This is a genomic window from Protofrankia sp. CiP1_Cm_nod2 (genome assembly GCF_920664355.1).
GTDB lineage: Bacteria > Actinomycetota > Actinomycetes > Frankiales > Frankiaceae > Protofrankia.
Map to the genome: position 1 here is coordinate 1,719 of NZ_CAKKTL010000358.1, position 2,327 is coordinate 4,045.

The following is a 2,327-nucleotide window of genomic DNA, read 5'->3' on the forward strand; positions in this document are numbered from 1 at the left end:
CCACCGGATCGGCTCGCCCGGATCCCCGGGGTGGGCGGCGGTGAGCAGGGCGTGCGCCCGGGCCTGCCAGCCGGCTTCCTGTTGTGGGCCCATTCGTTCTCGTAGCACGGCGCGGACGAGGCGGTGCATGACCAGCAGGTCGTGGTCGATCTGTGCCAGTGAGGAGCGGTTGATCTCCCCCGCCTCTGCCAGCCGTTGGGGATCTCCCAGGGCCGTTGTCAGCGGGTCCTCGAAGACCTCCGGGTGGGCGGTCAGCAGGTCCAGCGGGACGCCGGTGGGCGCGAGGAACGTACACACCTCGAGCAGGGCGGCGGCCGCGGGTGACCGGCCGGTGAGCGCGTCGGCGGACAGCCCGATCGCGGCGGCGGTGCTGTGCGGGGGTAGTCCACCGGATGGCCGAGGGCGGCTATCCGGGCCTGCTCGGCCCGGAACAGGCCCAGGTAGGCGGCCGGGTCCATCGGGGTGGTGTCGAGGTAGGCGGCGATCTGTGCCGCCGCCAGCGGGAGGTCACCGATCTCGGTGGCGAGCAGGTCCGCCAGTGCCGGATCCAGGCCGTCGATCCGGCGGGTCAGCAGCTCCACGGTCTCGGCCCGGGCCAGCGGCTCGACCGGGGTGGGCGTGCCGACCTGCCGGAACGCCCGGCTCCGGGAGGTGATCAGAATGTGGCCGCCGTGCGGGAGCAGGTCGGCGACGTCCTGCACGTCCTCGACGTTGTCGTAGATCAGCAGCCAGGGGCGGCCGGTGGCCGCCATCCGTGACAGCGCCCTGACCACCGCCTGCGCGGTGCCGGCCGGGCCGGCCGGCACGGGCTCCCCGAGCGCGTCGTTGACCGCGGCGACCCCGGCCTGCGCGGTGAGTCCGCCTGCCGCGTCGATCCACCAGACAAGCTGGTAGTCGGCGGCGAACCGCCAGGCGAACTCCCGGGCCAGCTGGGTCTTCCCGATCCCCGCCATCCCGTGGAGCGCGACCGTGGCCGGGCGCAGCGCCGCCAGCTGGTCGCGCAGCTCCAGCAGCGTCCGGTCCCGGCCGACGAAGAAGTCGTTGCGCGGCGGCACCTCCCGCATGGCCGGCAGCCGGGGGAAGGAGCGCTTGCGCCCAGCCCGCGGTCGCCGCCCGCCCGGACCGCACCGGGCCGTCCGCCCCGGCTCCCGGCGCCGGCGGCGATGATCCCCGCCGGCGCCGGGAGCCGGGGCACTGTGGCCGGCGCGCCGGCTTGTGCCGTCCCGGCGTCAGCTCGGCGACCAGCTTGGCCCGGGCCTGGCCGGAGCGCAGCCCGACGAGGTCGATGTACGCCCGGGGCCGCAGCAGCGGCGGCACGTCGCAGTCCTCGACCCGGACGGGGATCAGCCTGTCCCGGCCCCGCCCGTCGTCCAGCAACGCCGCGGTCCACTCGTCCGTGCAGTACTTCGATCGGAAGTACGCCGCCGAGTACACCGCCAGCACGATCTCCGCCTGGGTCAGCGCGTCGTTCATCCGCCCGACGAAGTTCTCCCCGGCGACGAAGTCCCACGCCTGCAGCACGGTCGGCCAGCCCGCCGCCTCCAGCTCCCAGGCGATCCACTCCGCTCAGGCCCGGTCCGCGCCCGTGTACGAGACGAAGAAGCGCACCCGGCCCGCCGCGGCCTCCGGCGCGTCCAGCTCCCCCATCCGCCCAGCGTGCCAGAACCGCCACACTCACCGCACCCGCCACGTAGGCCGCATAGCAGCCCAGGAGGGCGAAAACCCGGCTGTTCCGGTCGCGAGCCGCCTGCCAGGAAGAGCCGTTCCGGGAACGGTGCAGCGGACAGCGATGTCCGTGCGCCTCCGCGGCCCACGGCCCCACCCCGAAGATCACATATAGGGATCACCGGACGCTTCCGCCCCAGGCGACACGACGCGTAGGTGATTTCCGCCACCATGGCAGCGGTTTTCACCTACAGCGGCGGAAGCCGTAGGTAGTTGCCGTCGTCCCAGTAACGGTTTTCACCTACGGCTGGGCGGTCCACGGACTGGGCTCCCCGGCTCCCCTGCTCCCCTGCTCCCCGGATCGGTGGGAGGCTGACGATTCCTGCGGCGGGCGGGGGCATCCGTCTCGCTGTACCGAGCCTGTCGCGGCCGCTCTGGGGTGGTATGGCCGCCCCTGGCGGGTCGGACGGGCGCGGCACCGGTCCGGTATGCGGTACGGCGGACCGCGACGTTCAGGCATCTCCGCGGCTCATCGCATCCATCGCGCGTGCCGTGCGCCGTCTTCCCGGTCTCGGTCACCTGCCGGAAAGCGCGGTTTCCTCGCTGGCCGGCCCGGTAGCTGGCTGGGTGGGGGCTGTTGCCGTGGGGGCCGTGGCGGTGGC

Annotated in this window: 1 protein-coding gene and 2 pseudogenes; all 3 read right to left on the minus strand. The window is 73.8% G+C overall.

Features of this window, described 5'->3' with window-relative positions; genetic code table 11:
• A pseudogene (locus NBW84_RS23280) lies at positions 1–297 on the minus strand (hypothetical protein); the annotation flags it as partial.
• The gene (locus NBW84_RS23285; RefSeq protein ID WP_250287413.1) at positions 252–1,064 is read right to left on the minus strand and encodes an AAA family ATPase; all 813 of its coding nucleotides are present in this window, start codon (positions 1,062–1,064) and stop codon (positions 252–254) included. The gene NBW84_RS23285 and the pseudogene NBW84_RS23280, both read right to left, overlap by 46 nt.
• A 238-nt stretch (positions 1,065–1,302) precedes the next feature.
• Positions 1,303–1,521 (minus strand): annotated as a pseudogene (locus NBW84_RS24665) (toll/interleukin-1 receptor domain-containing protein); the annotation flags it as partial.
• Positions 1,522–2,327: the final 806 nt, after the last annotated feature.